This is a genomic window from Skermanella sp. TT6 (genome assembly GCF_016653635.2).
GTDB classification, from domain to species: domain Bacteria; phylum Pseudomonadota; class Alphaproteobacteria; order Azospirillales; family Azospirillaceae; genus Skermanella; species Skermanella cutis.
The window spans coordinates 5,265,915-5,291,101 of record NZ_CP067420.1 but is presented as its reverse complement, the minus strand read 5'-3'; the positions used below and the strand labels follow the sequence as shown (position 1 = coordinate 5,291,101).

The window sequence follows — 25,187 nt, the reverse complement described above, 5'->3', positions numbered from 1 at the left end:
ACCTGTCGCTGTTCGTCAGATGAAGTCGCAGGGGACGGGTTCCAGGCCGGCCGCCTCGAAGGCGGGCAGGTGGATATCGAACACCGTGCCTTCGCCGGGCCGGCTCCGGCACTCGATGCGGCCGCCATGGCCGGCTACGATGCCGTGGACGACGGCAAGGCCGAGGCCCGTGCCTTCGCCGACCGGCTTGGTCGTGAAGAAGGGTTCGAAGGCGCGCGCCCGGACCGCCTCGTCCATGCCGGATCCGGTGTCGGCGACGCTCAGGCGGACCTCTCCGCCGGCGGCGGTCACGGTCACGGTCACGGTTCCGGCGCGATCCCCGATCGCCTGGGCGGCGTTGGTCACAAGGTTGACGAACACCTGGTGGAGCTGCGACGGGTCGGCCAGGATCTGCGATCCGGGGTCGCAGCGGAGCTCGACCGCGACGGCGGGCGGCAGCGCGTGGCGCAGCAGTTCCCAGGCGGAGTCGAACGCCGCCCCGACATCGACCGGCCGGCGCTCCGGCGTTTCCTTCCGGCTGAAGGCGAGGATCCGGCGCACCAGGTCGCGGGCCCGGGCGGCGCCGTGGATCACCACCTCCAGGTCGGCGCGCTCCGCGCTGCCGGGGGGAAGGCTCTCCAGCACGCATTCGGTCAGGCCGAGTACGGGCACCAGGGCGTTGTTCAGGTCGTGGGCGATGCCGCCGGCCAGGGTGCCCAGCGCTTCCATCTTCATCGCCTGCTGCAGCTGCCGTTCCAGCTCCAGACGCGTGGCCTCGGCCCGGCGCTGCTCGGTGACGTCCTGCAGGGTCCCGATGAGCGCGACGGTCCGGCCGCCGGCGAAGACGGGCTCGCACTTGCAGCGGCAGCGCCGCGCCTCTCCATCGGGCCGGGTGATGTCGAACTCGATGCCGGGAGGCGTCGAGCCGGCGACCGCCTCGTCCAGGAAGCGCCGCAGGTCGCCGCGGATCTCCTCGCCGACCAGTTCGAAGATGTTGGCGATCGTCGGGCCGTACGCCATCGGCTGGCCGAAGATCCTGTACATCATGGGCGACCAGAGGATCCGGCCGGATGCCAGGTCCAGCTCCCAGCTGCCCATGCGCGACACGGTCTGCGCGCGGGTCAGGTGCTGCTCGTTCCGGCAGAGCCGCTCCCCCGCCGCGCGCAGGGCCTCGGTCGCCCGATCCCGGCGATGCATCTGGCCCAGCAGCATGACGGTCAGCCCGACCACGCCCAGCCCCGCCGCCAGCCAGACCAGGGCGTGGCTGCGGGCACCGAGGCGCCAGTCGGCCAACGCTTCATCGACCGAGACGCCGACCATGGCGCCGAGCGACAGGCCGTCGATGGTGCGGATGCCCATGATCCGGTCGACACCGTCGAGCGGCGTCTTCGCGTGGAACGTCCCGGATCCGGCGTCGGGCAGGGCGTCCTGGAACAGCATCCCGGTCGGCACGTCGGCATAGGCGCCGGGCCGGCCGTCCGGAAGTTCGAGCGTCATCACCCGTTCGCCGGAATAGAGCGCCACGAGCCCCAGGTCCCCGATCCTGAGGGTCCGGTAGAACGCCTGGAAATGCCGGAAGTCGATCACCGCCACGAGCACGCCGGCAAAGGCACCCTCGGCCGTCTCGACCCGCTGGCTGATCGGCAGGACCACGTTCTGGGAAACCAGGCTCGGAACCGCCGATCCCATCAGCAGGCCGGTCTCGCCGGCGGCGTGCCGGCGGAAGTAGTCGCGGGACGAAATGTCGATCGTGGCGGGCAATTCCGGCCGCGTCGAGGCGACCAGCAGCCCGTCGGCCCCGATGAAGGACAGCGCCCCCAGGTAGGGGAGGCTGTTCGCGTTCTCCAGCAGCGCCCGGCGCACCCGGTCCGTCTGCAGCGTGTCGGCCCTCGTGCTCATGCGCAGATGGAAGGCGGTGGCGGACAGGACCGCGCCGACGGCGGAGGCGGTCTCCCGCGTGTGGGCCTCCAGCACCCGGGACAGGCGGTCGGCGGTCGCCGTCGCGCTGGCCAGGGCCGCGGTTCGGTCGTGGCGCAACTGGAGCAGCAGCATGAAGCCGAGGAGGCTGACGATCCCGAGGCCGAATGCCTGGGCGGCCCAGCGCTTTCGGTCGGACCTGCGCAATCCTCCGGACCTGTCGCGCGGTCCCATGCGGAAGTATTCCCTGCCTTGCGGTATGATGTCCCTGCGGACAGAAAGGATTGTATGCTCAGTAAGTATTAATATTTTATGCGCGGCCCGGTATGCTGAAGCGCCCGGCCCGGAGCAACCGGGCATCGATGTTGTTCAGCAAGCTGGAGGCCCCGATACCCGGGGCGCAATGCCATGGACCAGACGCGATGAAGCTGACAGCCGCCGTTCTTCTCCTGCTCGCCTGGGCGGTGGGACATCCCGTCCCCTCCCTTGCCGACGAACCCGCGGCGCAGGACCGCCGGTTCGTCGAGCAGGCGTCGCGCGCCGGCTTGGTCCGGCTGGAAACCGCGGAGCAGGCCCTGGCAAAGGCCCATGACGGGCGGGTGCGGACCCTGGCGGAGCGGGTCGTCGAGGACCAGGGACCGATCAACCAGGAGCTCACCGTGCTCGCGGGGGACGCGGGGATCGCTCCGGCACCCGCCGAGGCGTCGCCGGACCCGGCGCCGGGCGGCTTGCTGGACCTGACGGGCGCCGCTTTCGACCGGGCCTATCTGGAGGCCGAGGCGGCGACGCAGGAGACGCTGATCGACCTGTTCGACCGGCAATCGCGGGAGGGCGCCGATCCGGCGCTCCGCACCTTCGCGGCGAACCACCTGCTGTCGCTGCGCGACCACCTGGAGATCGCCCGCTCGCTCGGCGACGAGCTGCCGCCCGCGACGGACGGGAAACGGGCGCCATGACCGCCGCCCGATGGCTCGCGCTGCTGCCGGTCCCGCTGTTCCTGCTGTCCGCCTGCGCCACCGCGGAAGGGGCGGGGTCTTCGGTCGGCTGCGGCCGGCCGCCGCCGGGCTCGCCGCCGGACAGCGTCGTGGTGGACGGGCGCGAGCGCGCGCTGATCGCCGATATCCCGGCCGGCTACGAGCCGGGCCAGCCGCACCGGCTGGTCGTGGCCTTCCACGGGCGGACCAACGACAATGCCCAGGTCAGGGGCTATTACGGCCTGGACAAGGCGGCCCGCGAGCCGACCCTGTTCGTCTATCCCCAGGCCCTGCGGCAGGCCGACGGCACCTTCAGCTGGTCCGACCCCGGCGACGGATCGGGGAGCCTGCGCGACTATGCCTTGTTCGATGCCGTCGTCGCCCGATTCGCCGGGAGCTACTGCGTCGATCCCGACCGCATCTTCGTCGTCGGGCATTCCCTGGGCGCATCCTTCGTCAACAGCCTGGCCTGCGCCCGGGGCGACCGGATCCGCGGCGTCGGCAGCGTCGCCGGCGGCATCGTGCCGTCCCGCTGCCGGGGCAGCGTCGCGGCGCTGATGCTGCACAATCCGGCGGACGAACTGGTCCCGATCACCGAAGGCGAGCGGGCCCGCGACACCCTGGTGGCCCAGAACGGACAGGACGCGGCCTCGCCCGAGCCGGCCGGGGCCGGCGCCTTCCGGTGCGAGCGGTTCGCCGACCGCGATCCCGCCAACCCGGTGCTGTGGTGCCCGCACGACCGGGACGTCAATGCCCGCGGGCGCTACTACCCGCACCAGTGGCCGCCGGGGACCGCGGAGGCGATCATGGACTTCTTCCAGGGGCTCCGCTGAGCGTCAGGCGAGGAGCAGCACCATCACCTGCGGCGCCAGGATGCGCAGGCACATCACCAGGGGGTAGACCGTCGCGTAGGCGAGGGCGGGCGCCTCGCTCCGGGCCATGGCGCCGGCGAAGGCCAGGGCCGGCGGGTCGGTCATGGATCCGGCCAGCAGGCCGCAGAGGCTGAGGTAGTTCAGCCGCATCGCCATGTGGGCGAACAGCGCCACGGCCATGAGCGGGACAAGGGTGATCAGCGCGCCGCAGGCCATCCAGGCCAGCCCGTCGCCGTGGACCAGGGTATCGACGAAGCGGTCGCCCGACCGGAAGCCCACGACCGCCAGGAACAGCACGATGCCCAGCTCGCGCAGCGCCGTGTTGGCGACCGGCGGCATGAACCAGACCAGCGGCCCGACATGGCCGACCCGCGCCAGCAGGATCGCCGCGATCAGCGGCCCGCCGGCGAGCCCCAGCTTCAGCGGCGCCGGCAGGCCCGGGATCGCGATGGGCACGCTGCCCAGCAGCAGCCCCAGCAGGATGCCGAGGAACATCGGCACCAGATGGACCTGCTGGAGCCGCCGTTCCGAATTGCCCAGCACGCCCGCGACCTGCCGGATATGCTCCGGCGTGCCGATCACGTTGACGATGTCGCCGAACTGGAGCCTGAAGGCGGGATCGGGCACCAGCTCGACCCCCGACCGGACCACGCGCGAGATGCGGACGTCGTAGGCGTCCTGGACGTTCAGCGCCGCGATCGACCTGCCGAGCACCTGGGAGTTGGTCACCACCACCCGCGCCCAGGCGAGGTCGGTTCCCCTGGTGGTGAGCTCGAGGTCGCTCTCCGGCCCCAGCACCGACCGCATCCTGAGCAGGCCGGGCTTCGGCCCGACGAGGTGCAGCACGTCGCCGGCCCGGAGCAGGGTGCCGTCGTGGGGCACCTGCAGCCTGCCGTCCCGCATCATGCGCGAGACGATCACGCCGCAGCCCGCCAGTCCGGGCAGGTCGCCGATCGCCCGGCCGCCCAGCGCCTCGTTCCGGACCGCCACGTTCATGGTTTCCAGCGCCGCCACCTCCGACCGCCGCCGCTCCTCGAAGGCTCGGGCGGCTTCGGCCGGGTCGAGCCGGAACAGGGCCTTCACCGCCAGCATCGTGATCAGGATGCCGGCGATGCCGAACGGATAGGCCATGGCGTAGCCCAGGCTGGGCAGGGCCAGCATCTCCGGCGCGGCGCCGACCTCCTTCAGCACCTGCTGCGCGGCGCCCAGCGACGGCGTGTTGGTCACGGCGCCGGAGAACAGGCCCAGCACGACCGGCAGCGGCAGCCCGCCCGCCAGATGGATCGCGACCGCCGTCGCGGCGCCGAGACCGACCATCGCCGCCGCCATCAGGTTGAGCGCCAGGCCGGAGCGCTTGAGCGCGGAGAAGAAGCCGGGGCCGACCTGGATCCCGATGCTGTAGACGAACAGGATCAGCCCGAACTCCCGCGCGAAATCGAGCATGGCGTGATCCAGCGATACGCCCGCCAGCTTGGCGGCATGACCGACGGCGATCCCGGCGAACAGGACGCCGCCGATGCCGAGTCCGACGCCGCCCAGCCTGATCTCGCCCAGGGCCAGACCCAGCACGGCGACGAGGCACAGCATCAGCATGACCTGGGTGACGGCCGGCAAGTCGCCGATCAGGCCGGTCAGAAGTTCCATGGGCGGGGATATCCCGGTCGGTCAGGGAAGGGTACGGTATGGCTGCAGGGATGCTACGCCGGGACGGCCATCCCTGCCCACAATTTTTGCTGCAATGCAGCAATTTGTCCCGGCGGCGCGACCTTCCGGAGCGGGTCCGGTCAGGACGGGCGGGTCGCGCGCAATACCGGGGCGCCGCCCCCCGGTTTGCCGCCGTCGAAGCTCGGCTCCCGCCGCAGGGGCGCCGAACCGGCCGGACCGGCGGCCCTGCGCCTGCGCGACGACCGTCGCCCGCTCAGCCAGAAGGTCAGGCCGGCGATGCCGAAGGTGCCGGCGAGGATGCCGATCACGCCGGTCCGCACCCATTCCGGCACGATGATCCCGCTGCCCGCCGGGTCCGGCGCCTCGCGCATGCCTTCCGGCGGGGCCTGCCCGACGGTGTCTACGGCGGTGCGGGGAGCGGCCTGGGGAACCGGCTCGCCGGGCGCCGCGGCACGCCTCGCCGGAGCGGGCGCGGTGTAGCTGGAGTTCCCGGCCGTCTCGGACTGGCCGGAGGACCGGCCGACCACGCCCAGGGCCTGCACGCCCTCGGGCGCGCCGTGGGAGTCGACCTGGGTCCTCGGCGCCGCCACCGGCCTGGGCGCCTCGCCGCGGGGGGCCTGGCTCGGCTGGGGACGGCCGTTCGGCCCCGCGAGGTTGCCCATGGTCGGCGCCGCCGCAGCCTGGCGTGCCGCGAGCATATGGCTGGTGGTCGCCTGGTCGAGCTCTCCCGTCTGCTTCAGCCCGGCCGATTTCTGGTAGGCGCGCAGGGCCGCGCGGGTCGGATCGTTCATGTCGCCGTTGGGACGGCCCTTGAAGAAGCCCTTGTCCTTCAGGATCGTCTGCGCCCATTGCACGTCGGCGCTCTTCGGATCGGCGGCACGGGCCGGACCGGCCCCGGGTACCGATACCGACAGGCAGACCGCAACGCCCAACACCGCGAGCCAATGCCCCCGGAACCCCATTCCCAAAACTCCCTGGCAGAGTAATCCGATCTTTCATATCAGGCGGTGCCCCGGGCGCGCCGCATCTTTTTGGTGTCCGCCGCCGGGAAGTTCGGGTGTGATACGTTGGGGCAACAATCGGTAGCGGATGATGGAGGGGCGGCCCGGAACCTCCGCCCCCGCCGGGGTGTTCACGCTGCGATCCATCCAAGGAGCAGCGCCGTGGAAAAGAAGCCGATTCCCGATCTTTCCGATGCCCTGAAGAGCGATCCCGGAGAGAACGCGCGGACTGTCGAGAGACTGTTCGACGACGAATCGGGACAGGAGGCGCAGGAAGCCAACCTCAAGATGCGGAAGGCTCGGGAGGCCGACAAGCCTGCCGATCCGCTCGGAGGCTCTCCGGCAGTCGAACGCTTCGGCAGTCCGGATTAATGGCTAAGCTTAAAGCATGAGATTTCAGTATCGTTGCAGTCATGCTTCGTAACTACTGCACTCATGCAAGGAATTACGATTTCTTCCGGCAGTGCGTGTCACCTATATGGCACAGCAAGAGGATCCCGTAGAAGCTAGACCTTTGCTCTTTTGGTAGTGTATTGCATTGTCATTAGAAGTCCGTTCCAGGATCCATGTGTTTCGGAGCGGTCAGATGTTGTCCAGATCGAAATCCTTCAGTGCTGCCTTACTTGCCGGGGCAGCGCTGGCGGTGATGCAGCCCCAGCCGGCCGAGGCGCAGCTCACGGTGAAGCTCGGTGGTTTCACGACCTTCCGGGCCGCCACCTATGACAGCGACGTTACCGGCGCGACCAGCCGGGAGTTCCAGAACGAGGTCGAGATCCATGTCGCCGCCGACGGCAAGGCCGACAACGGCCTGCTCTACGGCGCGCGGATCGAGCTGGAGAACGAAGGTGCCGGCGGCGGCATCGTCACCGACGAGGCGTCGGTCTATCTCGGCGGCGTCTGGGGACGGCTGGAATTCGGCGACCAGGACGGCGCCGCCGACCAGCTGTTCGTCTTCGCGCCCACCGTGGGCAACGGCCAGATCGACGAGGACTGGTTCGACTTCGCCGGGCCGGACATCGACACCGACGACCTGCTGTTGCCGACCGACACGTCCGACTCGACCAAGATAACCTATATGTCCCCGGAATTCGGCGGCCTGCGGGCCGGCGTCTCCTACACGCCGCAGTTCGACAGCGAAGGGCAGAACGTCGTCGCCCTGGATCCGACGGACCCTGATACGGACAACCTTTACAAGGACCTGATCGAGGTCGGCATCGGCTATCAGCGGGAAGTCGCCGGCTTCTCGCTGGAGATCGGCGCCGGCTATGTCCACGGCGACGCCAACGACGGGACGGAGGCGGAGGACTTCGACGCCTGGGGCGTCGGCGCCCAGGTCGGCTACCAGGGCTTCAAGGTCGGCGGCGCCTACAACGACAACGGCGACAGCCTGATCGAGACCGACGATCCCGACGCCAAGTCCTGGAACGTCGGCGTCAGCTACGAGGCCGACGCCTGGGGCGTGGCGGCGCAGTACCAGAAGGTCGACCTGCCCGGCCGGGACATCGACATCTATGCCGTGGGTGCCGCCTACCAGGTCGCTTCCGGCCTGACCGTCGGCCCCGACCTGATCTTCTTCGACGACGACGATCCGGAGGTCGGCGACGGCTACGTGGCCCTGATCGCGGTCAACCTGGAATTCTGATTCGGGCGGGCGCGGTTCAGCGCCGCCGCGCCTCCTGGAGGCCCTTGCGCGCCAGCTCGTCGGCGCGCTCGTTCTCCGGGTGGCCGGCATGGCCGCGGACCCAGTGGAACTCGATCTCGTGGCCGGCCTTGGCGGCGTCCAGGCGCTGCCACAGCTCGACGTTCTTGACCGGCTTCTTGTCGGCGGTCTGCCAGCCGCGGGATTTCCAGCCGTGGATCCACTTGGTGATCCCGTCCTTGACGTACTGGCTGTCTGTGTGGAGCCGGACCTTGACCGGGCGCTTCAGCGCCTCCAGGGCCTGGATCGCCGCCATCAGTTCCATGCGGTTGTTGGTGGTGTTCGGCTCGCCGCCGCACATCTCCTTCTCGACGGCGCCGTAGCGCAGGATGGCGCCCCAGCCGCCCGGCCCCGGATTGCCGCTGCAGGCACCGTCGGTATAGATATCGACGACCTTGGGGCCATTCGGTTCGGTGCCCATTCCGGTCACTCCAGCCCGTAATCGCCGGGCCCGCGTACCTGCTGGTGGAAGCGCAGCTTGTTCCAGTATTCCAACGGGTTCTTCGGCTTGACGAAGGCGCCGGCCGGGTGGTTCAGCAGGTCGTACAGGCGGGTCAGCAGGAACCGCAGCGCGCTGCCGCGGGCGAGCAGCGGCAGCGCCGCCAGTTCCGCGTCGGACAGCGGCCGGACCTTGCGGTAGCTCGACAGCAGCAGCCGCGCCTTGGTCGCGTTGAACGCGCCGTCGGGCTCGAAGCACCAGGCGTTCAGGCAGATCGCCACGTCGTAGGCCAGCAAGTCGGTGCAGGCGAAATAGAAGTCGATCAGTCCCGACAGGTCGCGCCCGCGGAAGAACACGTTGTCGGGGAAAAGGTCGGCATGGATCACGCCGGAGGGCAGGGCGTCCGGCCCCTCGGCGGAAGGCCAGCGCGCCTCCAGCAGGTCCAGTTCCGCCGCCAGGGCTTCCGCCAGGCCCGGCTTGACCTCGTGCGCGCGGTCGGCGCAGGCCTCGAACAGGGGCCGCCAGCCGGAGACCGACAGGTTGTTGGCCCGGCCCATCGCGAAATCCGCCCCGGCCAGGTGCATGGCGGCCATCGCCTCGCCCAGCGCCGCGCAATGATACGGGTCGATCCGCCGCGGCCACATGCCGTTCAGGAAGGTCACCAGCACGGCGGGCCGGCCGCACAGTTCCCGGAGGGCTTCCCCGTCATGGCCGTGCAGCGGTACCGGGCAGCCGACGCCCTTGGCCGACAGATGCTCCATCAGGCCCAGGAAGAACGGCAGGTCGGCGCGGTTCACCCGCTTCTCGTACAGGGTCAGGATGTACGGCCCGGATTCCGTCACCAGAAGGTAGTTGGAGTTCTCCACCCCTTCCGCGATGCCCTTGCACGACAGCACCGCGCCCAGCGGATACTGGGCGATGAAGGCGTTCAGGTCCTCGTCGGAAACTTCGGTATAGACGGCCATGGCGGTTCGGCAACTAACCCTTTTCGGATCGGGGGTCAAGCTCCGCTTGGGGGCGGGGCCTCGAGCCTTCCGCCTGCGACATCGCCGTCCTTGAGCAGGCGCGGGCGCCACCATACGAAAGTGTGGACAGCCGTCCGACCGAGGTGGTGCCCGAATGACCGACGAGAGCGACGATGGAGGCGGCGGCCGGCGCCTGATCCGGCAGCACGACCAGTTCGCCAAGCAGCTGCTCGACCAGCCCGGGGTGGCCGACGCATTCCTGCGCGAGCGGCTGCCGGCGGCGGTGGCAGCCTGCCTGTCCGACGCCCCGGCGGTCGACCGCTCGGAAAGCTTCATCGACGCAGCCCTCCGGGAACGCCGCGGCGACCGGCTCTACGCGCTGAGCACCCGGAACGGCGACCCGCTGCGGGTGCTGGTCCTGTGCGAGCTCAAGAGCAGCCCCGACCAGGGTACCTTTCCCCAGGTGCTGGGCTATCTCGGCGCCGCCGCCGTGCGCGGCGCGGTGCGCCGCGTGCTGCCCGACGGTACCGTGCTGATGGTTCCCGTTCCGGTCTATGCGGTGGTGCTGTACCATGGGACCCGAACCTGGGCGCTGCCGACCCGGCTGCGCGACGCCTACGGCATGCCGGCCGGGCTGGTGGAGGCCGGGCTGCTGGATTTCGGTTATGTCCTGGTCGACCTGGGGGCGATCGCCGACCATGAGCTGTCCCGGCATCCCGAGTTGCCGGCCGGCCTGCTGGTGCTGAAATATGCCGGCCGCGACGCCGACCCGCAGGAGACGCTGGAGCGCCTGCTGTCCGTCGCGGCGGGCGCCGGCTTGACGGTGATCGTGTCGGTGGTCAGGTATCTGTTCGGGGCGGCCGAAGCCCTGGACCGGGAGCGGTTGAAGGCCATGCTGGCCCGGGTCGTGCCGAAGGAGGACGAGATGGTGGTATCGATAGCGCTCCGCGAATATCTGGACGAGGCGCGGGCGGAGGCGAGGGCGGAAGCGCGGGCCGCCGCATTGGTCGAGGGCCGGGCCGAAGCCAAGGCGGAGATGCTGCTCAGGCAGTTGGGGCGCCGGTTCGGTCCGCTCCCGGAGGGGGCGGTCCGGCGGGTGCGCGGGGCTTCCTTCGAAGAGCTCGACCGTTGGGCGGACGACATTTTCGACGCACCGACGCTCGAGGCGATGCTGGGGGATTGCCACTAGGCTCTCCGACGGCATACGGGGGAATGCGGCGGACCTCCGTCCGGCAGGAAAGAAATCCACGCTGGCGTCACGCAGGCGAAACGCTTTCGCCTGGAATTGCGTCCGCGCTGCTACGAGAGAATGATCGTGCCGGACCGCCGCTCCCGACTCCGCCCTCCCCCAGCCGGTCGCCCGCCGGCGCTGATGGTGCTGCGCAGTGGTTCTGACAAGTCCCGTGGAGCGGAGTGCGGTGGGTCGGCCTTCGCCCGTCAGGGCCAACGCCGACACCCTGCGTCAAGGCTCCGGCCACACCGTCGGTGTCGGCTTTCGGCCGAGGCCCGACCTACGGCAAATCGATCAAAACCACTGTGCCGAGCCACCAGTTCCGCGCCGCGGACATGCTGGTCCCGCCGACGCCGATCCATTTCCAGACCGCCTGCGAGGCGGTGGTCCAACATCTGGCCAATGACTCCCAATGGCCGGCCCTTGCAGTGGTGGACGGCGACAGTCGGGTCGTCGGGCTGGTCAGCCGGACCGACCTGCTGTCCATCAGGGGCGCGCTCGCGTCGCGGCCGGCTCGGGTTCTCGGCGAGGAGATCCGTACGATCCGCTCCGGAACCGAAGACGCCAAGGTGGATGTGCGCCTCGGCTCCTCCCGAGGCGCCGCACGCGGGCATGGTCAGGACGGCGCTGGCCGACGTGGCCCCGGGCAGCGTGCCGGCCAAGGACGTGTTGATCCCGTCCGGCCTGATCATCGTCGGCAAGGGGACGCTGCTCAGCAAGAGGCTGATCCAGCGGCTGAAGGACCTGGCGGATCTCAATATCGTGACAGAACACGTCTGGATCCGGGAGTAGTCCAGGGTTCGTTGCCCGCTCGCGGCTTTTATCATGTCAATCCCGGTTGCCTTTGCGATGCACAAAAAGGCACGGAGAAATGTCACAATGCGACGATTACTTTGTGGCGGCCTCAGGTGCGGGATGTACCCCGCGCCGAGCGTGTGAAATCGTCAGCATTGTTTGCCGTTCAACTCCGGAGCCACGAAGCATGATTCTCGTCAACGAAGACACGGGTGTCGAACTCGACATCACCGACCAGATCGCCAGGCTGCTGGAGATCGGGCGGAGGGCGGATTTCGACACGGACGAGAACTGCGATTTCATCATGGGGCTGGGCCGGCGGATCACCCTGGCGACCGGGCCGAACGTCCCCGCCGGCGTGCTGTCCGGCCTGATCGGGCGGATGCCCCTCGACTACGCGGCCTATGTCGGCGACCTCTGGGCGGAGGCGGCGGAGTTTCCCAACGGCCGCCCGCCCGAACGGGGTTTCCGCTTCGGGCTTGCGGGAATCGGCGAGGCCATCGGGCTGACCCGCCTGTTCCGCCGCAGCGCCGAGAAGGGCGCCGGCCCCTGACTCCCGGGGCCGGGTGGCCCGGAACCCCGTTCGGCGGCGCTATTCCGCCGCCGCCGTAAGCACCCTCGGCAGCTTGAACACGACATCCTCCCGGGTCAGCGTCACCTCCTCGATGGTGACGTCGAACCGGTCGCGGGCGCCCTGGATGACTTCCTGGATCAGGACGTCGGGGGCGGAGGCGCCGGCGGTGACGCCCAGCGTCCGGACGTCCTCCAGCGCGCTCCAATCGATGTCCGTGGCGCGCTGGACCAGCATGGCGCGCTCGCAGCCGTGGTTCCGGGCGACCTCGACCAGGCGCATGGAGTTGGACGAATTGGGCGCCCCCACCACCAGCACCATGTCGGCGCGGGGCGCTATCGCCTTGACGGCCTGCTGCCGGTTGGTCGTGGCGTAGCAGATGTCCTCCTTGCGCGGCTTCTCGATCGCCGGGAAGCGGGCCTGGAGCGCAGCCACGATGGCGGCGGTGTCGTCCACCGACAGGGTCGTCTGGGTCACGAAGGCCAGGTTTTCCGGGTCCTCGACCTCGATCCTGGAGACGTCGCCGACGCTCTCGACCAGCACGACGCTGCCTTCGGGAAGCTGGCCCATGGTGCCGACCACTTCCGGATGCCCGGCATGGCCGATCAGGATCACCTGCCTGCCCTGCTCGTGGTGGCGTTCGGCCTCGATATGGACCTTGCTGACCAGCGGGCAGGTGGCGTCCAGATAGAACATCCGGCGCCGCTCGGCCTCGGCCGGGACCGCCTTGGGCACGCCGTGGGCGGAGAAGACGACCGGAACGTCGTCGGGAATCTCGTCCAGCTCGTCGACGAAGACGGCGCCCTTGGCCTCCAATCCCTCGACGACGAAACGGTTGTGGACGATCTCGTGGCGGACATAGACCGGTGCGCCGTACTTCTCCAACGCGACTTCGACGATCTGGATCGCGCGATCAACCCCGGCGCAGAAGCCCCGCGGGCTGGCCAGCAGGATGGTCAGAGGCCTGGACATAGTTCAACCTTGCACTTGGTACCCCCGGCGGGGCGTCCCGCCGGAGTAGGGATGGTGTGGCCGGCTTGTGCGGTGCCGACGCATTGCTCTACAGTCGCACCGCACGAACCTACAAGCGAGTCATCAAGTGGCGATGTTTTTCGGACCCGACCGTAATATAGGAACGCTTGGCAGGAAAGCCCGCGGCGCATTGCTGGCAGCGATCATACCCCTGATGGCTGCCTGCTCCGGCACCGGCGGCCAGCCTCCCGCGGCGGCGGAAGCGAACGCCGTCCCCCTGGCCTGCCCCCGCGTGACGATTCCGGAGGAGACCCGCGAGGTGACCCGCTTCCGCGCCAGCGGCGGCCGCGACCTGACGGACGTCATGTCGCGGGCCGCGGTGCTGGACTATACCGGCGGGTGCGAATATGGCCGCGACGGCGTGACCGTCAACCTCAATCTGGTCCTGGGGGCCGAGCGCGGACCCGCGACCCGCGACACCCAGGGAGCGTACCGCTACTTCGTCGCGATCACCGATCCGGCCGGCCGGATCATCGCGAAGCGAGAGTTCGACACCACGATCGACTTCTCGCCCAACGTGGGCCGCGGCGGCTCGATCGAGGAGCTGCAGCAGCAGATCCCCCTGGCCGAGGGCGTCAGCGCGGCCAGCTACGGCGTGGTCGTGGGCTTCCAGCTCGACCCGGCCGAACTGGAATTCAACCGGAATCCGCAAAGGAGCTTCTGACGACGGAATTTCCGGGGGTGCGTCCGCTGGTCGCGGGGTTCCCGGCGGCCGGGGTTTCGGCGTGGCGTGATGGCGGGGGCGTGTTACAAATCCAGGCATCGGTTTATCGACGACGCGGGCCTGCCCTGGAGACCGCCGGCAGCCCGATCCGGAAACCGGCCGGTGAGTGAAGGCCAGCACAGGGGCGCCACGCCTGTCATGACGGAACTCAGTCTCGGCTTCGGCCTCGCCTTCACCGACCTGTACGAACATGCCGGGCTCTCCAGGCTCGACGACCGGTTCACGGACCATCTCCGTCAGGCCGACGCCGCCTTGGCGGACCGGCTGCTGGCCGCCCGGGCGGAGCCCGGGGCGCTGGACGCCGCGGCCGAGAGCGCCGTCCTGATCGAGCTGGCGCCCCATCTCGACGATTTCGTCGGCCTGCTGTTCGGCATCGGCGGGGCGTTGCGCGACCTCGCCGCGCGCCATCACCAGCTGGCGCCGCTCTACGCCGCCAAGCGCCTGTTCGTCCAGCGCCGGGCAGCCAAGGCCTATCGGCCGGAGCAGGCCGCCGGGCTTGACGGCGACGCGCTGACGGCGGCGCTCGAAGCGTATCTCGGCATCCAGTTCGACGAGCTGACCTTCGCCGGCGCGGTCCTCGCCTGGGGCGAGGACGAGGCGGCCCATGCCGCCGAACTCGACCTGGCCGTCCGCTACGCCGCCTGGGCGCTCCACGCCGGACCCGGACGGGCGCGGCACGGGCATGGCGTGCTGTTCCAGGTGCCGCGCAAGACCGATCCCGAGCATCTGGTGCCGCTGGAAACGGTGGAGACCGCCGGCGTCACCATGATGCGGCTGCCCGAGGACCGGCGCCGGCTGCGCCAGGGGTTCGGCCTGACCGATCCGGGAACCGATCTGATCGGCGCGCTGGACGAGGCGAATTATTGCATCTGGTGCCATCACCAGGGCAAGGACAGCTGCTCCAAGGGCCTGCGCGACCGCAAGACCGGCCGGTACCAGAAGAGCCCGTTCGGCGTGACGCTGGCCGGCTGCCCGCTGGAGGAGAAGATCTCGGAGATGCACACGGTCAAGGCCCAAGGCCATGCCGTGGGGGCGCTCGCGATGATCGTCACCGACAATCCCATGTGCGCCGCGACCGGCCACCGCATCTGCAACGACTGCATGAAGGCCTGCATCTACCAGAAGCAGGAACCGGTGGACATCCCGCAGGCCGAGACGCGCACCCTGAAGGACGTGCTCGAACTGCCCTGGGGGTTCGAGATCTACAGCCTGCTGACCCGCTGGAACCCGCTGGATATAAGGCGCCCGCTGGCGCGGCCCGACAGCGGCTACAAGGTGCTGGTGGTCGGGCTGGGGCCGGCGGGGTTCACCCTGGCGCACCATCTGCTGAACGACGGGCACACGGTCGTCGCGATCGACGGGCTGAAGATCGAGCCGCTGCCGGCCGACCTGTCGGGCGTCCTGCCCATGGGCCGGCGGGTCCCTTTCCGGCCGATCCGCCAGATCGCCGACCTGCGCGACCATCTGGACGAGCGGATCATGGCCGGGTTCGGCGGCGTCGCCGAGTACGGCATCACCGTCCGCTGGGACAAGAACTTTCTGAAGCTGATCCGCCTGCTGCTGGAGCGGCGGCGCCGGTTCGTGATGGTCGGCGGCGTGCGCTTCGGCGGCACCCTGACCATCGAGGACGCCTTCGACGCCGGCTTCGACCATATCGCGCTGTGCGCCGGCGCCGGGAAGCCGACCGTGATCCCGATGCGCAACGGCCTGGCGCGCGGCGTCCGGCAGGCGTCGGACTTCCTGATGGGGCTCCAGCTGACCGGCGCCGCGAAGGAGGAGTCGGTCGCGAACCTGGAGGTCCGCCTGCCCATCGTGGTGGTCGGCGGCGGCCTCACCGCGATCGACACGGCGACCGAGTCGCTGGCCTATTACCCGGTCCAGGTCGAGAAGTTCCTGCGCCGCTACGAGATCCTGTCCGCCGAGCGGGGCGAGGAGGCGGTCCGACGGGTCTGGTCGGAGGAGGAAGCCCTGGTCGCCGACGAGTTCATCGCCCACGCCCGGGCGATCCGGGCGGAGCGCGAGCGGGCGCGGGTCGAAGGCCATCCGCCGAAGCTCCAGCGACTGCTCGACGGGTGGGGCGGGGCGACGATCGCCTACCGGCGCCGCCTGATCGACTCGCCGAGCTATACCCTGAACCACGAGGAGGTCGAGCACGGCCTGGCCGAGGGCATCCGCTTCGTCGAGGGCGTCAGCCCGCGCGCGGTCGAGGTGGACCGGTTCGGCCATGCCTCGGGATTGCATCTCCGCCACGAGGCGGTGGGGCCCGACGGCGTGGTGGCGCCGGTCGCCGAGGACGTGCTGCTGCCCGCCCGCACGATCCTGATCGCGGCGGGCACCCAGCCCAACACGGTCCTGGCGCGCGAGGAGCCGGAGTGGGTCGAGCTTGACGGCCGCTATTTCCGCGCGCTGGACGAGAACGGCGACCCCGCCGTGCCGGAGCGGCTGTGCAAGCCGGAGGCGGTCCATGTGCTGATGAGCCGCCATTCCGACGGACGCTCGGTCTCATTCTTCGGCGACCTGCACCCATCCTTCGCCGGCAACGTGGTCAAGGCCATGGGCGGGGCGAAGCAGGGCTATCCGGTAGTCTCCCGCGTGCTCGCCAAGCGCAAGCCGACTGCGGTGCCGGCAGACGCCGTGATCGACATGGCGAACCATGACCTGAGGGCCACGGTCCACCACGTGGTCCGGCTGACCCCCAACATCGTCGAGGTCGTCGTCAAGGCGCCGCGCGCCGCCGGGCGGTTCCGGCCCGGCCAGTTCTACCGTCTGCAGAATTTCGAGACCCTGGCCCACCAGGTGGACGGCACCACCCTCGCGATGGAGGGGCTGGCGCTGACCGGCGCGTCGGTCGACCGGACGCAGGGGCTGCTGTCCACCATCGTGCTGGAAATGGGCGGCTCGTCGGACCTGTGCGCGCTGCTGAAGGCGGGCGATCCGGTGGTCCTGATGGGGCCGACCGGGACCGCGACCGAGATTCCGGAGGGGGAGACCGTCTGCCTGGTCGGCGGCGGCCTGGGCAACGCCGTGCTGTTCTCGATCGGGCAGGCATGCCGGGCCAGGGGCAACCGGGTAGTCTATTTCGCCGGCTACAAGAAGCTGGCCGACCGCTACAAGGTCGACCAGATCGAGGCGGCGGCCGACCTGGTGGTCTGGTGCTCGGACGAGGCGCCCGGGTTCGAGCCGGGCCGGCCCGGCGACCGCCGCTTCGTCGGCAACATCGTCCGCGCGATGCAGGCCTATGCCGACGGCGAACTGGGCGAAGCCGCCATTCCCCTGGACCAGGTGGACCGCATCGTCGCGATCGGCTCCGACCGGATGATGCACGCGGTGGCGCTGGCCCGGCACACCGTCCTGGCGCCGCACCTGAAGCCCGGGCACGTGGCGATCGGCTCTATCAACAGCCCCATGCAATGCATGATGAAGGAGATCTGCGCCCAGTGCCTCCAGGCCCACAAGGACCCGGAGACCGGCGCCGAGACCGTGGTCTTCTCCTGCTTCGACCAGGACCAGGACCTCGACCGCGTCGATTTCCCGAGCCTCAACGAGCGCCTGCGCCAGAACGGCGTCCAGGAGAAGCTGACGGCCCAGTGGATCGACCGCTGCCTCAAGGCCCTGCAGGTCCGCCGGAGGGCAGGGTAGGCCATATGTCGAAACCGACGCCGGCAACCCTGTTTTGCCGGCCCTGACGTCAGACCGTCAGCCGGTCGCGGTGCCGGGCCAGCACCTCCTCCGGAACCAGCCCGCGGCTGACCAGTTCGTCCACCGACCTGAAGGGCCTGTTCGCCAGGATGCGCTTGGCGCGCGCTTTCCCGATATGCTTCAGGGTCGTAAGATGGCTGGGCGGCGCCTGGTTGATGTTGATCGCCCCGGTCGGCGCGGCCTCGTCCTGTCCGGCCGGCTTGGCCTCGGGACGGGGTTGCTTCGGCTGCCCGGCCTCCGCGTTTCCTTCATCGCCGGCAAGGGCGGTGTAGGCGACGGCGGCACCGATGGCGCCCACGGCAACCGCGGCGACGGCTCCGGCGACGGTCTTCTTGTCCAGTTCCACTCTCGGATCTCCTGATGTTTCCGATCTCATAACGGGATCGGAACGGGCAGGGTTCCGTACGCGAGGTCAGCCCGGGGTCTGCCGCTCCAGGATGCAGGTCAGCGCCTTTGCCGCGCCCTCGATGTCCGCCTTGAGCGCCGCTCGGGCCACCGGGCCGTCGCCGCGCAGTAGCGCGTCGCGGATTGCCCTGTGCTCGGCGTTGGAAGCGCCCAGGTTGCCGGCGGAGTTCAGCAGGTCGAAATAGGGGCCGATCCGCAGCCACAGGGACTCGATGATCGACAGCATCGAATCCGACCCCGCGGCCCGGTAGATCGTGAAATGGAATTCCCGGTTGGCCGGGACGTAGCGGCGGCCGTCCCGCTCCGCGTGGGCGGCTTCCATCTCGGCGATCAGGGCGTCCAGCCGCTCCAGGTCGGCGGCGGAGATCGACCGCGCCGCCCATTCCGTCGCCACCCCCTCGACCTCGATCCGGACTCGCTTCAGATCCTCCAGCCGCTCGACGCTCAGGGGCGGGATGCCGACCGAGCGGCCGGCGACGACGGTCAGCGCCTTTTCCGCGACGAGGCGGTGAAGCGCCTCGCGCACCGGCATGGCGCTGACGCCGAAGGCGTCGGCCAGGCTCTGGATCGTCACCGTCCGGCCCGGCTCGATCCCGCCGTTCAGGATCAGGTCCTTGAGCTGGCGATAGACATGGTCCTGGACTGTTTCCCGGGGTACCGGTCGCAGGGGAAGGGTCTTGGACGTGACCGCCATCGGCGTTGCTTTCTTTTCCTCGGCGCCCCGAAGGGCCTTGCCTCGCTCCATGATCTTTGATTTATGATCAAAAGAACCAAACGGTCAACCGCCGACAGGGTCGCAGGTGCGGCCGTGAAGCTGGGGAGGAAAAACATGACGGACTTCCGCGCCAACGGAAGGAGGGCGCTGGTCACGGCCGGCGCCTCGGGCATCGGGCTGGCTATCGCCCGCGCGCTGGTCGAGGCCGGGGCCAAGGTCCACGTCTGCGACGTGGACGAGGCGGCGCTGGCCCGCTGCCGCGAGGCCCTGCCCGACGTCGGGACCACGGTCGCCGACGTGTCCGACGAGGCCGCCGTGGACCGGCTGTTCGACGGGATCCGGACCGGCCTGGGCGGACTGGACGTGCTGGTCAACAATGCCGGCATCGCCGGCCCGACCGCCGCGATCGAGGACATCGACCCGCAGGACTGGCGCCGCTGCATCGACATCGACCTGACCGGCCAGTTCCTGTGCGCCCGGCGCGCCGTGCCGATGCTGAAGCAGGCGGGATCCGGCGCCATCATCAACATGTCCTCGGTCGCGGGCCGGCTGGGCTATGCGTTCCGCACCCCCTACGCCGCCGCCAAGTGGGGCGTGATCGGGCTGACCGAGAGCCTGGCCAAGGAGCTGGGGCCGTCCGGCATCACCGTCAACGCGATCCTGCCCGGCATCGTCGCCGGCCCGCGGATCGAGAAGGTGATCGGCGCCCGGGCCGACCAGCTGGGCGTGACTTATGGCGAGATGGAGCACGAGTATCTTCAGAAGGTCTCGCTGCGCCGGATGGTGACGGCCGAGGACATCGCCGCCACGGTCGTCTTCCTGGTGTCACCGGCGGGGCGCAACGTCTCGGGCCAGTCGCTCAGCGTCTGCGGCAACGTCGAAAACCTGTGAGGACAAGCTGATGAACCAACGGGCATCCATCGTCGGGTCCGGCCTGATCGGCCGCTCCTGGGCCATCGCCTTCGCCCGCGCCGGCTGGGAGGTCGTGATGTGGGACCAGGCCGACGGGGCGGCCGAGGCCAGCCGGGCCACCACCCTGGCCCTGCTGGAGGACCTGGCGTCCGAGGACCTGCTGAACGGCCAGCCGGCCGCCGAGGTGGGCGGACGGGTCGGCGTCGCCAGGACCCTGGCCGAGGCGCTCGACGGCACCTCCTGGGTGCAGGAGAACACGCCCGAGATCGTCGAGATCAAGCGCGAGGTCTGGGCCACCATCGATCCGCTGGCTCCGGAGGGGGCGGTCTGCGCCAGCTCCACCTCCGGCATCGTGCCGTCGGCCTTCACCGAGGCGCTTCAGGGACGGGGCCGCTGCCTGGTCGCGCACCCGATCAACCCGCCCTACCTGATCCCCGCGGTCGAGCTGGTGCCGGCCCCCTGGACGACGCCGGAGGCGATGACGCGCGCCGAGGAGATCATGCGCGCGATCGGCCAGTCGCCCATCGTGATGTCGCGCGAGCTGGACGGCTTCGTCATGAACCGGCTCCAGGGCGCGCTTCTGGAGGAGGCGTTCCGGCTGGTCGCCGACGGCTTCTGCACGGTCGAGGACGTCGATGTCGGCCTGCGCGAGGGCCTGGCGCTGCGCTGGTCCTTCATCGGGCCGTTCGAGACGATCGACCTGAACGCGCCCGGCGGCGTGCGCGACTACGTCTCCCGCTACGGCGGGCTCTACGAGCGGCTCTACAAGTCGATGCAGCGCCGCGCCGACTGGACCGGCGAGGTGCTGGACACGGTCGAGCGCCAGCGCCGCGAACGCACCCCCGCGGACAAGCTGGCCGACCGCCAGCGCTGGCGCGACCGCCGCCTGATGGCGCTGAGCCGGCACAAGCGCAAGGCCGCGGCCGACATCGGAAACTGAGGAGGAAACGAGATGGCACAATCCCGCAAGGTCATCATCACCTGCGCCGTCACCGGCGCGATCCATACCCCGTCCATGTCGCCGCACCTGCCGGTGACGCCGGAGGAGATCGCCGATGCCGCGATCGGGGCGGCGGAGGCGGGGGCGGCGATCGTCCACCTGCACGCCCGCAACCCGGAGACCGGCAAGCCCGACCAGAGCCCCGAGGCGTTCCAGCCCTTCCTGAAGGTGATCAAGCAGCGGACCGACTGCGTGATCAACCTGACCACCGGCGGCGCCCCCTACATGACGGTGGAGGAGCGGGTCCGGCCGGCGGCGACGCTCCAGCCGGAGGTGGCGTCGCTCAACATGGGCTCGATGAATTTCGGCCTGTACCCGATGCTGAACCGCTTCAAGGAGTTCAAGTTCGAGTGGGAGCGGCAGCATCTGGAGAACAGCCGCGACCTGGTGTTCAAGAATACCTTCAGCGACATCGAGTATGTCCTGCGGACCTGCATGGAGAACGGGACCCGGTTCGAGTTCGAGTGCTACGACGTCTCGCACCTCTACAACCTCGCCCATTTCCGGGACCGCGGGCTGGTCAAGGGGCCGCTGTTCGTCCAGACCGTGTTCGGCCTGCTCGGCGGCATCGGGCCCCATCCCGAGGACGTGCTTCACATGAAACGGACGGCGGACCGGCTGTTCGGCGACGACTACCGCTGGTCGGTGCTGGGCGCCGGGCGCAACCAGATGCCCATCGCCGCGATGGCCGCCGCCATGGGGGCCAATGTCCGGGTCGGGCTGGAGGACAGCCTGTGGGACGGTCCGGGCAAGCTGGCGGAGAGCAACGCCGTCCAGGTCCGCCGGGTTCGCGGCATCCTGGAGGGGCTTGGCCTGGAAGTCGCGACCGCCGCCGAGGCGCGCGAGATCCTGGCGCTCAAGGGCGGCGACCAGGTCGCCTTCTGAACCGGCGGGGCTCCGCCTCGGCCGATCAGTCGGCCTTGGCGGTTTCCCTGTCCCCGCCGCCGTTCTTCTTTTCAGCCAGGTCCTCGACCTTCTCGCGGACCTTGTCGTTGGGCTGCTTGTCCGGGTCGGCCTCGATCCGGACCGGCGCGGTGCCGTCGTCGATCATGTCCAGCTTCTTCGCAGCCCCCTTGGACAGGTCGAGCACCCGCCCGTCCACATAGGGTCCGCGGTCGTTGATCTTGACGTCGACCGACTTGCCGGTCTCCTCGTGGGTCACCGTCGCCGTGGATCCCAGCGGCAGTTCCTTGGAGGCGGCGGTCATCTTGTTCTCGTTGAACGTCTCGCCGTTGGCGGTCTTGCGGCCGTTGAACTTGCCGCCGTAGAACGAGGCCTCGCCCTCGATCACCACGGAGTTCCCGTCGTCGGGCTTGTCCTCGGCCAAGGCAGGCGATGGGGCGGCGCCGATCAGCGGCCCAGCCATCCCGAAAGCGACGAAAAGCGAAACCACGGTCGTCCGCATGCCGATGTCCTGACCTTTGATGAAGGGTGGCAGATAAACATCGGCCCCGACCGGCGGTTCCGACTTGATTTGGGGGTAGTCGCCGCGCCGCCCGGCGCCTGTCGATTCCCCTGGCCCGGAAAGCCGGAATCGTGGATGTTGCGCCGCGGGAACAATCAACCGTCCGGAGAGGTATGGTGCATGACGGACCCGATCGCCTTCGTCCTTGCGGTCATCGGCCTGCTGGCCACGCCCGGCCCGACCAACACGCTGCTCGCCGCGTCGGGCGCCGCGGTCGGGTTCCGGCGCTCGCTGCACCTGATCCTCGCCGAGGCGGCGGGGTATCTCTGCTCGATCCTGGTGCTGGCGGTGGTGCTGGGACCCGCCACGCAGGCCTGGCCGTCGTTCGACGCGACCCTGCGCATCCTGTGCGGCGCCTATCTGGCGTACCTGGCCTGGCGGCACTGGAACGCCGTGATGGACGGCATGGAGGTACGGCCCGTCCCGTTCGCGCGGGTGTACGTCACGACCCTGCTGAACCCCAAGGCCCTGGTGCTCGCCTTCACCGTCGTCCCGCACCTGGGAAGCGGCGCCATCGCGGCGGCGGCTCCTTACCTGGCGGGGTTGGTCGGCCTGATCGTCCTGCTCGCGAGTTGCTGGATCACGGTCGGATCCTGGCTGACCGCCGGAGCGACCGGCCGGTTGCGGCAGCGCTGGGTGCAACGGGCGAGCGCCGGCGTCCTGGGCCTGTTCGCCGTCATCATCTCGGGATCCGCCTTCGCCGGATGAGCCCCGGCCGAAGGCATCGTGGCACATCTGCATCTTTTCGGCTCAAAATGCAGGTTTCCCAGAATTGCCGGCTTGCATACGCCGCGCTATATTCCATAATAAAATCAGGGTCGTCGTACGTCGCGCCGGCTTCCGTCCGATCCCATCCAGTCCAGACAAAGTCAGAGGAACCGGGAGTTGCTGTCCCAGAAAGCCAAGTACGCGTTGCAGGCCCTGCTGGTGCTCGCCGAACTGGACGAGGGCGAGTCCCTGATGATCGGCGACATCGCCGAGCGTCAGCGCCTGCCCAAGCGCTTTCTCGAACAGATCCTGCTGGACCTCAAGCATCAGGGCGTGGTGCAGAGCTGGCGCGGCAAGAACGGCGGCTACGCCCTGCTGAAGCCGGCGGACAAGATTTCCTTCGGCGAGATCGTACGCATCATCGACGGTCCCCTGGCGCCGCTGCCCTGCCTCAGCCGCATGGCCTACCGCCGATGCGAGGAATGCGTGGACGAGGAGCGGTGCGCCGTCCGGCGCGTCTTCGCCAAGGTACACGACGCGACCACGGAAATCCTGGACGGCATGACCCTGGCGCGTGCCCTGGGCGGCACCGGAGAGGTCCGGGAACTGCTGCGCAGCGCCGGATAACCGGCCCGGGCATACGGACTTCCCCTCCATGACGTGGGACCAGGGAACGCTCCTGGCGGTGCTGGGAGCGACGCTCGGCGTGTTCATCCTCGACCGCTGGCGTTTCGACGTGGTCGCCATGGCGAGCCTCATGACCTGCGTCCTGGCCGGGCTGATCGCGCCGGAGGATGCCTTCGCCGGCTTCAGCAATCCGGCCGTCGTCACCGTCGCGATGGTCCTGGTGATCACCCGCACGCTGGGCCGGACCGGCGTGGTGGACGAGGCGGCGCGGCGCTGCACGGCGCTGGCCGGCGGCCCCATCGGCCATGTCGCCGCGATCTGCGCCCTGGGTGCCGGCCTGTCGGCCTTCATGAACAATGTGGGGGCGCTGGCCCTGCTGATGCCGATCGCGCTGTCCACCGCCCGGCGGAACGGCTATCCGGCCGGCATGCTGCTGATGCCGCTGTCCTTCGCGACCCTGCTGGGCGGCATGGTCACCCTGATCGGCACGCCGCCGAACCTGCTGATCTCGGCCTTCAGGGCGGAGGCCACCGGCTCCCGGTTCCTGATGTTCGATTTCCTGCCGGTGGGATTGGCCCTCACCGTCGCCGGCGTGGCGTACCTGGCGCTGGCCGGCTGGCGGCTGATCCCGCGCGACCGCGGCGTGGCGCGCGACGACATCGACCGGTTCCGGGTCAGCGACTATGTCACCGAGGCCCTGGTCCGCCCCGGCTCGCCCTGGTCCGGCCGCAAGGTCGAGCAGCTCGAGGCCGAGCGGGGCGCCAGCGTCATCGGGATCATCCGCGACCGCCGCCGCGTGTTCGCGCGGCCGGGGACCGTCAGCTTCCAGTCCGGCGACGTGGTGCTGCTGGAGACCGACACCGCCACGCTGCGGCAGCTGGTCGAGCTGGAGGGCTTCGCCCTGGTGGCCCAGGGCGGCGGCGGGCGGCAGCTCGTCCTGACCGAGGCGATCGTCGTGCCCAACGCCCTGATCCAGGGCAGCAGCGCCCTGTCGCTGGACCTGCGGGAGCGCTGGGGCGTCAACCTCGTGGCCGTGTCGCGGCAGGGGCGCCGGTTCGAGGGGCGTCTGCGCGACGCCAACCTGAGCGCCGGCGACATCCTGCTGCTGGACGGAGACCGCGACACCGTGGCCGAGGCCATGGCCGAGCTGGGCTGCGTCCCGCTCGCCGACCGCAAGCTGGAGCTCGAGCCGCGGCGCACCCTGCTGGCATTGCCGCTGTTCGGCGCGGCGGTGGCGGTCGCCGCCTTCGACCTCGCGTCGGCGGCGGTGGCCTTCACCTGCGCCGTCATCCTGATGCTGGCCGCCCGCATCATCCGCCCGATGGCCCTGTACGACAGCATCGACTGGCCGGTCATCGTGCTGCTGGGCGCCATGATCCCCCTCGGCACGGCGGTCCAGACGACCGGCCTGGCCGACAGGATCGGCGACGCGGTCATCATGCTGGCGCCCCAGGCCGGCGCCATGGGCATGCTGGCGGTGGTGCTGATCGCCACCATGGCGGTGACCCCCGTGCTGAACAACACCGCGACCGTGGTGATCATGGCGCCGGTGGTGATCAGCATCGCCCGGCAGCTCGGCGTGTCGCCCGACGCCTTCCTGATGGCGGTGGCGATCGGCGCGTCGTGCGATTTCCTCACCCCGTTCGGCCACCACAACAACTCGATCGTCCTGGGTCCGGGCGGCTACCGGTTCGGCGACTTCTGGCGCGTCGGGCTGCCGCTGGAACTGATCGTCATAGCCCTGTCCCTGCTGGTCATCCCGCGCGTCTGGTCGTTCTGACGGCGCCGCCCG

24 protein-coding genes are annotated in these 25,187 nt (G+C 69.7%); 15 read left to right on the top strand and 9 right to left on the bottom strand.

Annotation, left to right across the window (positions count from 1 at the left end; translation table 11 throughout):
* Window positions 1-15 precede the first annotated feature (15 nt).
* Window positions 16-2,130: an ATP-binding protein gene (locus IGS68_RS24690; protein ID WP_201075058.1), complete on the bottom strand. Its 2,115-nt coding sequence runs from the start codon at window positions 2,128-2,130 to the stop codon at window positions 16-18.
* Between the two features lie 188 nt (window positions 2,131-2,318).
* On the opposite strand from IGS68_RS24690, the gene IGS68_RS24685 reads away from it, so the two are divergent.
* Window positions 2,319-2,852: a DUF4142 domain-containing protein gene (locus IGS68_RS24685; protein ID WP_201075056.1), complete on the top strand. Its 534-nt coding sequence runs from the start codon at window positions 2,319-2,321 to the stop codon at window positions 2,850-2,852.
* A complete protein-coding gene (locus tag IGS68_RS24680; RefSeq protein ID WP_201075053.1) occupies window positions 2,849-3,703 on the top strand; it encodes a CE1 family esterase in 855 nt (284 codons plus the stop codon). The genes IGS68_RS24685 and IGS68_RS24680 overlap by 4 nt, the downstream gene beginning before the upstream one ends.
* 3 nt (window positions 3,704-3,706) lie before the next feature.
* Here the strand turns inward: IGS68_RS24680 and IGS68_RS24675 are convergent, their stop codons facing one another.
* A complete protein-coding gene (locus tag IGS68_RS24675; RefSeq protein ID WP_201075051.1) occupies window positions 3,707-5,386 on the bottom strand; it encodes a putative transporter in 1,680 nt (559 codons plus the stop codon).
* 140 nt (window positions 5,387-5,526) lie between these two features.
* Window positions 5,527-6,369, bottom strand: a complete 843-nt coding sequence (locus IGS68_RS24670) for a peptidoglycan-binding domain-containing protein (protein ID WP_201075049.1) — start codon at window positions 6,367-6,369, stop codon at window positions 5,527-5,529.
* Window positions 6,370-6,570: 201 nt separating this feature from the next.
* Between IGS68_RS24670 and IGS68_RS24665 the strand changes: the two genes are divergently transcribed.
* A complete protein-coding gene (locus IGS68_RS24665; protein WP_201075047.1) occupies window positions 6,571-6,780 on the top strand; it encodes a hypothetical protein in 210 nt (69 codons plus the stop codon).
* A 214-nt stretch (window positions 6,781-6,994) separates the two neighbouring features.
* Window positions 6,995-8,050: a porin gene (locus tag IGS68_RS24660; protein WP_201075046.1), complete on the top strand. Its 1,056-nt coding sequence runs from the start codon at window positions 6,995-6,997 to the stop codon at window positions 8,048-8,050.
* Window positions 8,051-8,066: 16 nt separating this feature from the next.
* Here the strand turns inward: IGS68_RS24660 and rnhA are convergent, their stop codons facing one another.
* Entirely contained in the window at window positions 8,067-8,528 is a 462-nt protein-coding gene (rnhA, locus tag IGS68_RS24655; RefSeq protein ID WP_201075044.1) for a ribonuclease HI, read from the bottom strand.
* Between the two features lie 5 nt (window positions 8,529-8,533).
* Window positions 8,534-9,511 carry a homoserine kinase gene (locus IGS68_RS24650; RefSeq protein WP_201075036.1) on the bottom strand — a complete coding sequence of 326 codons (978 nt, stop codon included), beginning with the start codon at window positions 9,509-9,511 and terminating at the stop codon, window positions 8,534-8,536.
* 154 nt (window positions 9,512-9,665) lie between these two features.
* Here IGS68_RS24650 and IGS68_RS24645 point away from each other — a divergent pair, with 154 nt between their 5' ends.
* The 3 genes from IGS68_RS24645 to IGS68_RS24635 all read left to right on the top strand — a co-directional run bounded on the left by IGS68_RS24645 (window position 9,666) and on the right by IGS68_RS24635 (window position 12,090).
* Window positions 9,666-10,700 carry an Rpn family recombination-promoting nuclease/putative transposase gene (locus tag IGS68_RS24645; protein WP_201075034.1) on the top strand — a complete coding sequence of 345 codons (1,035 nt, stop codon included), beginning with the start codon at window positions 9,666-9,668 and terminating at the stop codon, window positions 10,698-10,700.
* Window positions 10,701-11,315: 615 nt separating this feature from the next.
* On the top strand, window positions 11,316-11,534 hold the full coding sequence (locus tag IGS68_RS24640; protein WP_201075032.1) for a hypothetical protein: 219 nt from the start codon (window positions 11,316-11,318) through the stop codon (window positions 11,532-11,534).
* A gap of 190 nt (window positions 11,535-11,724) precedes the next feature.
* The gene (locus tag IGS68_RS24635) at window positions 11,725-12,090 is read left to right on the top strand and encodes a hypothetical protein (protein WP_201075030.1); all 366 of its coding nucleotides are present in this window, start codon (window positions 11,725-11,727) and stop codon (window positions 12,088-12,090) included.
* Between the two features lie 39 nt (window positions 12,091-12,129).
* Here the strand turns inward: IGS68_RS24635 and ispH are convergent, their stop codons facing one another.
* Window positions 12,130-13,080 (bottom strand): 4-hydroxy-3-methylbut-2-enyl diphosphate reductase, encoded by a 951-nt coding sequence (gene ispH / locus IGS68_RS24630; RefSeq protein WP_201075029.1) that lies wholly within the window; start codon window positions 13,078-13,080, stop codon window positions 12,130-12,132.
* Window positions 13,081-13,294: 214 nt separating this feature from the next.
* Between ispH and IGS68_RS24625 the strand changes: the two genes are divergently transcribed.
* Both IGS68_RS24625 and IGS68_RS24620 read left to right on the top strand, forming a co-directional pair.
* Window positions 13,295-13,804: a hypothetical protein gene (locus IGS68_RS24625; protein WP_247881064.1), complete on the top strand. Its 510-nt coding sequence runs from the start codon at window positions 13,295-13,297 to the stop codon at window positions 13,802-13,804.
* A 162-nt stretch (window positions 13,805-13,966) separates the two neighbouring features.
* Window positions 13,967-17,503 (top strand): FAD-dependent oxidoreductase, encoded by a 3,537-nt coding sequence (locus IGS68_RS24620; protein ID WP_371821859.1) that lies wholly within the window; start codon window positions 13,967-13,969, stop codon window positions 17,501-17,503.
* A gap of 49 nt (window positions 17,504-17,552) precedes the next feature.
* On the opposite strand, the gene IGS68_RS24615 is transcribed toward IGS68_RS24620, so the two are convergent.
* Both IGS68_RS24615 and IGS68_RS24610 read right to left on the bottom strand, forming a co-directional pair.
* A complete protein-coding gene (locus tag IGS68_RS24615) occupies window positions 17,553-17,909 on the bottom strand; it encodes a ComEA family DNA-binding protein (RefSeq protein WP_201075026.1) in 357 nt (118 codons plus the stop codon).
* A 66-nt stretch (window positions 17,910-17,975) separates the two neighbouring features.
* On the bottom strand, window positions 17,976-18,662 hold the full coding sequence (locus IGS68_RS24610; protein WP_201075018.1) for a GntR family transcriptional regulator: 687 nt from the start codon (window positions 18,660-18,662) through the stop codon (window positions 17,976-17,978).
* 135 nt (window positions 18,663-18,797) lie between these two features.
* On the opposite strand from IGS68_RS24610, the gene IGS68_RS24605 reads away from it, so the two are divergent.
* Genes IGS68_RS24605 through IGS68_RS24595 form a run of 3 tightly spaced genes read left to right on the top strand, consistent with a single transcriptional unit; the run spans window position 18,798 to window position 21,480 of the window.
* Window positions 18,798-19,574, top strand: a complete 777-nt coding sequence (locus IGS68_RS24605; protein WP_201075016.1) for an SDR family oxidoreductase — start codon at window positions 18,798-18,800, stop codon at window positions 19,572-19,574.
* Window positions 19,575-19,584: 10 nt separating this feature from the next.
* The gene (locus tag IGS68_RS24600) at window positions 19,585-20,535 is read left to right on the top strand and encodes a 3-hydroxyacyl-CoA dehydrogenase (protein WP_201075014.1); all 951 of its coding nucleotides are present in this window, start codon (window positions 19,585-19,587) and stop codon (window positions 20,533-20,535) included.
* Between the two features lie 12 nt (window positions 20,536-20,547).
* Window positions 20,548-21,480, top strand: coding sequence for a beta-keto acid cleavage family enzyme (locus IGS68_RS24595; RefSeq protein WP_201075013.1), 933 nt, complete (start codon window positions 20,548-20,550; stop codon window positions 21,478-21,480).
* A gap of 25 nt (window positions 21,481-21,505) precedes the next feature.
* Here the strand turns inward: IGS68_RS24595 and IGS68_RS24590 are convergent, their stop codons facing one another.
* Complete coding sequence (locus IGS68_RS24590) at window positions 21,506-22,000, bottom strand: septal ring lytic transglycosylase RlpA family protein (RefSeq protein WP_201075011.1); 495 nt, start codon at window positions 21,998-22,000, stop codon at window positions 21,506-21,508.
* 180 nt (window positions 22,001-22,180) lie between these two features.
* Here IGS68_RS24590 and IGS68_RS24585 point away from each other — a divergent pair, with 180 nt between their 5' ends.
* The 3 genes from IGS68_RS24585 to IGS68_RS24575 all read left to right on the top strand — a co-directional run bounded on the left by IGS68_RS24585 (window position 22,181) and on the right by IGS68_RS24575 (window position 25,175).
* On the top strand, window positions 22,181-22,768 hold the full coding sequence (locus tag IGS68_RS24585; RefSeq protein ID WP_201075009.1) for a LysE family translocator: 588 nt from the start codon (window positions 22,181-22,183) through the stop codon (window positions 22,766-22,768).
* 177 nt (window positions 22,769-22,945) lie between these two features.
* Complete coding sequence (locus IGS68_RS24580; protein WP_201075000.1) at window positions 22,946-23,395, top strand: RrF2 family transcriptional regulator; 450 nt, start codon at window positions 22,946-22,948, stop codon at window positions 23,393-23,395.
* Window positions 23,396-23,423: 28 nt separating this feature from the next.
* Window positions 23,424-25,175: an SLC13 family permease gene (locus IGS68_RS24575; RefSeq protein WP_201074998.1), complete on the top strand. Its 1,752-nt coding sequence runs from the start codon at window positions 23,424-23,426 to the stop codon at window positions 25,173-25,175.
* Window positions 25,176-25,187 lie beyond the last annotated feature (12 nt).

Coding starts and splice junctions, on each gene's coding strand:
- IGS68_RS24685 (WP_201075056.1), top strand. CDS start 2,319: ATGAAGCTGACAGCCGCCGTTCTTCTCCTGCTCGCCTGGGCGGTGGGA.
- IGS68_RS24610 (WP_201075018.1), bottom strand. CDS start 18,662: ATGGCGGTCACGTCCAAGACCCTTCCCCTGCGACCGGTACCCCGGGAA.
- IGS68_RS24650 (WP_201075036.1), bottom strand. CDS start 9,511: ATGGCCGTCTATACCGAAGTTTCCGACGAGGACCTGAACGCCTTCATC.
- IGS68_RS24690 (WP_201075058.1), bottom strand. CDS start 2,130: ATGGGACCGCGCGACAGGTCCGGAGGATTGCGCAGGTCCGACCGAAAG.
- IGS68_RS24600 (WP_201075014.1), top strand. CDS start 19,585: ATGAACCAACGGGCATCCATCGTCGGGTCCGGCCTGATCGGCCGCTCC.
- IGS68_RS24590 (WP_201075011.1), bottom strand. CDS start 22,000: ATGCGGACGACCGTGGTTTCGCTTTTCGTCGCTTTCGGGATGGCTGGG.
- IGS68_RS24585 (WP_201075009.1), top strand. CDS start 22,181: ATGACGGACCCGATCGCCTTCGTCCTTGCGGTCATCGGCCTGCTGGCC.
- IGS68_RS24595 (WP_201075013.1), top strand. CDS start 20,548: ATGGCACAATCCCGCAAGGTCATCATCACCTGCGCCGTCACCGGCGCG.
- IGS68_RS24680 (WP_201075053.1), top strand. CDS start 2,849: ATGACCGCCGCCCGATGGCTCGCGCTGCTGCCGGTCCCGCTGTTCCTG.
- IGS68_RS24625 (WP_247881064.1), top strand. CDS start 13,295: ATGGCTGCCTGCTCCGGCACCGGCGGCCAGCCTCCCGCGGCGGCGGAA.
- IGS68_RS24645 (WP_201075034.1), top strand. CDS start 9,666: ATGACCGACGAGAGCGACGATGGAGGCGGCGGCCGGCGCCTGATCCGG.
- IGS68_RS24660 (WP_201075046.1), top strand. CDS start 6,995: ATGTTGTCCAGATCGAAATCCTTCAGTGCTGCCTTACTTGCCGGGGCA.
- IGS68_RS24670 (WP_201075049.1), bottom strand. CDS start 6,369: ATGGGGTTCCGGGGGCATTGGCTCGCGGTGTTGGGCGTTGCGGTCTGC.
- IGS68_RS24605 (WP_201075016.1), top strand. CDS start 18,798: ATGACGGACTTCCGCGCCAACGGAAGGAGGGCGCTGGTCACGGCCGGC.
- rnhA (WP_201075044.1), bottom strand. CDS start 8,528: ATGGGCACCGAACCGAATGGCCCCAAGGTCGTCGATATCTATACCGAC.
- IGS68_RS24640 (WP_201075032.1), top strand. CDS start 11,316: ATGTGCGCCTCGGCTCCTCCCGAGGCGCCGCACGCGGGCATGGTCAGG.
- IGS68_RS24675 (WP_201075051.1), bottom strand. CDS start 5,386: ATGGAACTTCTGACCGGCCTGATCGGCGACTTGCCGGCCGTCACCCAG.
- ispH (WP_201075029.1), bottom strand. CDS start 13,080: ATGTCCAGGCCTCTGACCATCCTGCTGGCCAGCCCGCGGGGCTTCTGC.
- IGS68_RS24635 (WP_201075030.1), top strand. CDS start 11,725: ATGATTCTCGTCAACGAAGACACGGGTGTCGAACTCGACATCACCGAC.
- IGS68_RS24575 (WP_201074998.1), top strand. CDS start 23,424: ATGACGTGGGACCAGGGAACGCTCCTGGCGGTGCTGGGAGCGACGCTC.